The following is a 6,112-nucleotide window of genomic DNA, read 5'->3' as shown; positions in this document are numbered from 1 at the left end:
ATATCGTTGTTTCTTCATGTTGTCAAGCTGTTTTTTGAAATTCTTTTAAGTTCATTTCAATGTTTCAGCTGTGTGTGCGCCGCCTCTGTTCGAGACAACTTCATTAGTATACGCTCTTTCACCCCTCCTGTCAACATGTTTTTGAAAGTTTTCTCATTTCTTTTTTATAGCACTGTATTTATGCCTTATCCACCGTGATTCCGGATTTTTGTACGATCACAATAGAGCATAGTTCAGCATTTATTATTTAAGTACTTTTCCTTCATGACACACAAATGACCTCACGTCTACACCGCTTACATTCAAATTGTATGAAACCATGACAAATCAGCGATAAATTTCGTTTGGCGGATTTTCCATACCGATAATACATTTGTTCAATTGAATCATCTTGTCGAGTTTTTCAACCGGCACTTCCACAGCGCCCAGTTTGCAGATTACCGAGCAGTGATAACAATGAATACACTTTTCCAGGTCAATCGTTGCTACGCATTTTATACTAATAGCAGCCACAGGGCATTCTTTTACACATTTTCCGCAGTTTTTACAGATATCCGGTTTGATGGTAATGGGCAGTTCCCGCTTTTTCCCGATGATGTGAACCAATGGATAGATCAGATTGACTCTTTTTTTTCGAGGTGAAAAAAGCGCTTTTAGTCGATCATTCAAAATCAGTGCGAAGTCCTTCGCCTGAAGGGCTTCATAAAACTCCTGAATAAAGGCTTCAGTTGTTTGCGTCGGAAACGAATCGAGGTGATGAAAATGAGGGGCCATCACCTTCATGGCACCGATCAGGGGTATATCCATTGACGCAAATAATAAAGCAGTGTTTGAAAAAGCCTTGCCTGAAGTGATGCCGCCATAATTCAAGTATAGAAACGCCCCAAATTGATAGACACGCCCAGCCGTCTGCATGGCCTGAAAAAAACGCTTCATGGGTTCAAGCATATCCATGTGGTAAGCCGGTGCACCGAATCCCACAATATCGGCTTCATCGATGATTTCCAAAATCTGACCAAAATCTTCCCGGTTCTTACCTGCGCCCAAATTGATGAGTTCGACAGTATGCCCGTCTTTTTCAATGACATTTTTAAGTATCTGGGTTGTTTTTTCTGTGGTGCCGTTAGGCGAAATATAGATTAGTTTAAAATTCATTGCTACCTCCTTGAGTCACCGACCTACCAGCCGTTGCTGAATCTCTTTCGCAATTTGCCAGTGCCTGAGTAATATTACATGATAGATTCCATACCGATATCACGACCTTTCTAAATTTTTTTCAGAAACGACCACTTCATTGGTTTCTTTATCCGTGATGGTATATTTAATCGGGAAGGGCTTTGAAACTTGCGCCATTAATTTTGCCGCAAAGGATTGCGCATAGTTTTGCGCTAGTTCAACGGTTTCCCATTCATATCGTCCCGAAAATGTTTTGGCTTCCTTATTGATCATAAATTTCTTATTGCAAAAACCAGGCAACCCAGCAAATATTGGAATAGTTGAATTCGTCCACTTAATTATTGTGTCAACAGATATTTTTGAAGCATAAAAAATCACTTCAAAAACCGCTCTGCCTTGTTTGGGCTGGTTGTCTTTTGTCAGGATATGAATCTCCATGAATACCGTGTGGGGGGCAGATCCCATCACTATAACACTTCCACCAAGGTTGGAAGTGTCAAAACGGATTCTGCCTGAAGTTTTAACCGGCACATATTTGACAATAGAATAACAGGGATTGTACTTGAAACGGTTAATAGTTTTCATGTTATTGTGTTCCTTTCTGGACGATGCCGTAGATCACCATCTTAAAGCTCTCCCTGATTTTTTCGCCGAATTGTTCAGGATTGCTTTTTGAATAATAAATGATCAATGACTGCATAATTTCAATAATCGTATCGACATCCGCTTCAGAATTTACGACACCTTGTCTTTGTCCCTGTTGGATATAATTCTTGATATCCGCTGTAAAGCTCAGACGGTTATTAATCAAATGCTCCTCAATGGTAGGAAATTGTTTGAAAATATCCTGGATCACCCGTGAATTCATTTTCATGATCAAGGCAGGATATATATCCAGTATGGTTTCTAGTCCTGTCAAAAAGTCCGGAATATTGCTCAGTTGCTGCACAAGGGCTGCTTGTGTGTTTTGGATATAATCGAAAAGCACCTTTTCAACCAGTTTCTCCTTGGAATCAATGTACTTATAGAGCGTTCGCTTTGTTACGCCCGCCTCCTTTGCGCATTCGTCCATGTTCCAGCCTTTGATTCCATAAAGGAAGACAAGAGTCTGCGCTGCTTTATTGATTTTCTCCTGGGTAGTTTTTTTCTTATCATTATCCATGTATACTATTTTAGTCTACTTAGTATACTTTGTCAATGCAATTGTTAGGCCTATATAAACAAGACACTCTAAGCCGGAATCAACCAACCTAGAGTGTCTTGTTCGTTCACCCTGCCATTCTCTCTGGACAAAGCTTGAGGCGAACACCGAAAAAACCTATTCTTTTCGGTTGTTATGTCATCGAGACCGACCGGCAGAGTCACAGTGCTACTCAAATCCGGTCTAACAATTCTACCTTTTACTATACCGTCAACGCATGGCTATTGATCCAAGCTCCATGTCTGAATCTGATTATAGATAATCATTTTTACACTTTTGGGATCTAATGCATTTCTAAAATTTTCTGTGATACTTTCTTCAAACATTTCTTGCGACGCATTTTTAAGATCAACCATTGATGACCAATGCTGAATCATTACCCATTCAGCCTTCTTTTCGTCAAACATCAGTTCCGAATCTATGTAACCAGGTTTCTTGGCATGGAACTCTACCTCTAGTTCATTTACCCATTTGATAAAATCCTCTTTCGCAACACCTTCAGCCGTTTTCATTCGCACTATCTCTGTCATAATTTTCATAAAAAACCTCCATATCAGTTTCTTTCATTATAGAAGAAACTGATATGGAGATATTGTATAAAATCGACAACTGTTTTAAAAAAACGCATAGTGGCTATGTTCTTTTATTGTCAACCCTTCTTTATTAAACTTTCCTGGCGTCGTCCCAGAAAATTCTTGAAACTCTTTGATGAAATGAGCTTGATCATAATAGCCACTGTCACAGGCAAGTTCAACAAATGAATTTTCTTCATTATATATCAATTGTTTACTTGCCGACTGGAACCGTCCGATCCGAACAAGTGTTTTCGGGGTATATCCTGCGTATTTCAGACACTGTCGTTCCAGTGTTTTAATATTCAAACCATTCTTTTCACAAAAATGATTAATTGACTGCTCTTTATTTTCGCTACAAAAGCGTTGAACCAGGTCGATGTTTTTCATTTCCACCGTATTTTGATCCAATAATAGCAACAGTGCTTTTTCGATCACATTAACGACTTCGCTGGTTTCCTTGGTATTTTGAATTGCTGCTTCCAGCTTTTGAGCAAACCGTTTATCCACCAGTTCCAAATCATTCAGTTGATTGCTAAATTCCAGCATTGGCACCTTTAAGAAGGGATACAAGCCAAATGGATAGAACGAAATGCCAAACACCCTTATTTTCCCTGCTTGGATAATAAAACCCGGTTTGTTGCGCGTTCCATTAAAATGAACAGTACCGGCACGATACCTTTGTTTTTCAATTTGATAGTCTATTTTATCAGAAAGGTTAATAATTACGTCAATGTTATCGGTTGGCAATAATTTGTGATTCAAGCTGACATTTGATGCGGTTTCCAAATACCAGATAAATTTAACCCAGGGCTTCAGTCGTTCTGATTTAATTGCGTATCTTACAATCTGCAGCATTGTTCGTTCTCCCTATTTTTAACCAGCATAACAAGCTACTTAGAAAATATCAATCTTATCTTCAACATTTACAATTGTGGCAACTGTTTAATAAAACTGCCGTCTTCCAAATCAGCAAAGGCTTGTTTTAATTCAGCTTCCGTGTTCATCACGATGGGGCCGCCCCAGGCTACGGGTTCATTTAGCGGCGGTGCCGAAAACACGGCGAAACGAAGCGGCTTTTCATCAGCCGTTATTTCAATATATTCACCTTCGCTAAACAGCAGCGCCGATTTCTCTTTATAAATGGTTCCCGCCACTGCACCTTGGCCTTCAATTAGAAATGCAAACACGGTTTCTCCTTTGGCGGTTGGAATCTTAACCGATTTTCCCGGTTCAACAGCCACATCTAAAATCATCGCCTGGATGTGATGGGGATCAGCCCCTTTTACGTCCTCGTAAGCTCCGGATATAACACCAACGTTAAACCCTTCGCCTTTATATGTCGGAATATTTTCTTTTCTGATCTCAAAATACTTGGGATTTGTCATTTTTTCTGACTTGGGCAAATTCAGCCATAACTGGAAACCCAGCATTCTTTCACAAGCCTGGGGCATCTCTTGATGAAGAATCCCACTTCCTCCAGTCATCCATTGGGAGCAGCCGGATTCAATGGTACCCTTATTCCCCAAGCTGTCCTGATGTTCAATCAGCCCTTCGACTAGATAGGTAACCGTTTCGATTCCCCGATGGGGATGCATGGGAAAACCTTTGATGTAATCCTGGGGATTTTTAGAATCAAAGGAATCCAGCATCAGGAAGGGGTCAAATGCTTTTACGGTTGAATGCGACAAGACCCGGGTCAGATGAACCCCGGCTCCATCGACTGCTTTAATCCCCTGAACGACCTGGATAACTTTTCTTGCTTTCATAAAAACGCCTTCTTTCTTTTTCTTCTTAAAACTTGTTACTTGAAATTATACCGCCCAAAACTTTAATTAAACATTTTGAAACAAAAAAACTGATGGTGCTTTCTATCTTTGTTTCTATAGATTGTATTCACTATAATAAATCATTGCTTCCCGCAGCTACTTAACTCCGTTAGTTTTTTTGACCATTTCAACCCGGTTTGGCTTCGTTTGACTATTTACTAAACCGGCTGAAGCCGTGGCGAAATCAACTTGAACAAACCGAACGTCACATAACCACTCGAAAGCCATCGCAACGAATCGAAATACGATAAATTTAATAATAATCAAAGGAAATATTAGTCGTTATCTCCTGAATGATCATTTTTAATTATTCCGATCACTCATGTTGATCTGTTCCCTTTAAAACGCCATTTAATTCGAAATTAAAATGAATTTTAGAAGAATTTTTAAGTTTTATTTAAGTTTCATATGTTTCAATATACGTAACGAAAATTATTCGCTACTACAAACAAATTCTAGGAGGAAATTATGAAACTAAGTGCAAGAAATCAGTTAAAAGGCAAAGTTGTTGGTATTGAAGAAGGTTCTGTCAATGGAATCGTGAAAATTGACATCGGCGGCGGAAATGTTATTTCCTCAACCATTTCGATGGCAGCCATCAAAGATTTAGGTTTATCAATTGGTTCTGAAGCAACAGCAATTGTCAAAGCAACATCTGTTATGTTGATGGTTGATTAATTCCATTCTTATCACAAACACCAGAGCGGATGATTTTATCATCTGCTTTTTTATTGAAGCCGTGCAAAAAATAGATTGAAACATTGATTTTAAGTGAACTTAAATCAGGCTCTTAACTTCACTGCCGTTATACTCGCTCATGCGACACTTCGTCTCCGCTGCGCTACGCCTACGTCGCGTCAGTCGCCAGATGGCTCCTTCCTAAAAATATAAAAAAGAGAGATCAAAAAACAAATAAATTTGCTCTTTGATCTCTCTTTTTTATATTATTCGCCGCATGGCTCGTTGTTTCACGCAAATAAAAAGTCCCGCAACGTCCTATCCTCCCAGGCAGTTACCCACCAAGTACTTTCGGCGCTGGAAGACTTTACTTCTGTGTTCGGTATGGGAACAGGTGTGGCCCTTCCGCCATCGTCGCGAGACTAGTTTAGCTTTGTTTCAGGCGATTGTAAATCGTCTGAAACAAATAGGTTCAATGGAGCGTTAGCGGTTGAACCGGCTAAACTGTCCATCAATTGTTGTAAAAATCATCCAATTCTTCTTGAAAGGTTTTTACAGCAATTGATGTTCCTTATCCCTATTTGCTATGTATATTTAGTTATTGTTTATTTCAACTTCTCTATTATACGTCGTCCTATTTCGTTTGTCAATCTTTT

Annotated in this window: 7 protein-coding genes and 1 rRNA gene; 1 reads left to right on the top strand and 7 read right to left on the bottom strand. The window is 39.4% G+C overall.

Annotation, left to right across the window (positions count from 1 at the left end; all coding sequences use genetic code 11):
• Nucleotides 1-327: 327 nt before the first annotated feature.
• The 6 genes from Q7J41_RS05135 to Q7J41_RS05110 form a co-directional block, all read right to left on the bottom strand.
• Nucleotides 328-1,155 (bottom strand): 4Fe-4S binding protein, encoded by an 828-nt coding sequence (locus tag Q7J41_RS05135; protein ID WP_304885874.1) that lies wholly within the window; start codon nt 1,153-1,155, stop codon nt 328-330.
• Between the two features lie 99 nt (nt 1,156-1,254).
• Nucleotides 1,255-1,761 (bottom strand): hypothetical protein, encoded by a 507-nt coding sequence (locus tag Q7J41_RS05130; RefSeq protein ID WP_304885872.1) that lies wholly within the window; start codon nt 1,759-1,761, stop codon nt 1,255-1,257.
• Between the two features lies 1 nt (nt 1,762).
• Nucleotides 1,763-2,338 carry a TetR/AcrR family transcriptional regulator gene (locus tag Q7J41_RS05125; RefSeq protein WP_304885870.1) on the bottom strand — a complete coding sequence of 192 codons (576 nt, stop codon included), beginning with the start codon at nt 2,336-2,338 and terminating at the stop codon, nt 1,763-1,765.
• A gap of 260 nt (nt 2,339-2,598) precedes the next feature.
• Nucleotides 2,599-2,916 (bottom strand): antibiotic biosynthesis monooxygenase, encoded by a 318-nt coding sequence (locus tag Q7J41_RS05120; protein ID WP_304885868.1) that lies wholly within the window; start codon nt 2,914-2,916, stop codon nt 2,599-2,601.
• A gap of 75 nt (nt 2,917-2,991) precedes the next feature.
• A complete protein-coding gene (locus Q7J41_RS05115) occupies nt 2,992-3,807 on the bottom strand; it encodes a helix-turn-helix domain-containing protein (protein ID WP_304885865.1) in 816 nt (271 codons plus the stop codon).
• Nucleotides 3,808-3,875: 68 nt separating this feature from the next.
• Complete coding sequence (locus Q7J41_RS05110; RefSeq protein WP_304885863.1) at nt 3,876-4,718, bottom strand: pirin family protein; 843 nt, start codon at nt 4,716-4,718, stop codon at nt 3,876-3,878.
• A gap of 528 nt (nt 4,719-5,246) precedes the next feature.
• Here Q7J41_RS05110 and Q7J41_RS05105 point away from each other — a divergent pair.
• Nucleotides 5,247-5,456 (top strand): molybdopterin-binding protein, encoded by a 210-nt coding sequence (locus tag Q7J41_RS05105; protein ID WP_304885861.1) that lies wholly within the window; start codon nt 5,247-5,249, stop codon nt 5,454-5,456.
• Nucleotides 5,457-5,761: 305 nt separating this feature from the next.
• Here the strand turns inward: Q7J41_RS05105 and rrf are convergent.
• A 5S ribosomal RNA gene (gene rrf / locus Q7J41_RS05100) occupies nt 5,762-5,878 on the bottom strand.
• Nucleotides 5,879-6,112: the final 234 nt, after the last annotated feature.

The sequence above is a fragment of the Acetobacterium sp. genome (genome assembly GCF_030652775.1).
Taxonomy (GTDB): domain Bacteria; phylum Bacillota; class Clostridia; order Eubacteriales; family Eubacteriaceae; genus Acetobacterium.
This window is presented reverse-complemented; position numbering and strand designations above follow the sequence as displayed.

Coding starts and splice junctions, on each gene's coding strand:
- Q7J41_RS05135 (WP_304885874.1), bottom strand. CDS start 1,155: ATGAATTTTAAACTAATCTATATTTCGCCTAACGGCACCACAGAAAAA.
- Q7J41_RS05130 (WP_304885872.1), bottom strand. CDS start 1,761: ATGAAAACTATTAACCGTTTCAAGTACAATCCCTGTTATTCTATTGTC.
- Q7J41_RS05125 (WP_304885870.1), bottom strand. CDS start 2,338: ATGGATAATGATAAGAAAAAAACTACCCAGGAGAAAATCAATAAAGCA.
- Q7J41_RS05120 (WP_304885868.1), bottom strand. CDS start 2,916: ATGAAAATTATGACAGAGATAGTGCGAATGAAAACGGCTGAAGGTGTT.
- Q7J41_RS05115 (WP_304885865.1), bottom strand. CDS start 3,807: ATGCTGCAGATTGTAAGATACGCAATTAAATCAGAACGACTGAAGCCC.
- Q7J41_RS05110 (WP_304885863.1), bottom strand. CDS start 4,718: ATGAAAGCAAGAAAAGTTATCCAGGTCGTTCAGGGGATTAAAGCAGTC.
- Q7J41_RS05105 (WP_304885861.1), top strand. CDS start 5,247: ATGAAACTAAGTGCAAGAAATCAGTTAAAAGGCAAAGTTGTTGGTATT.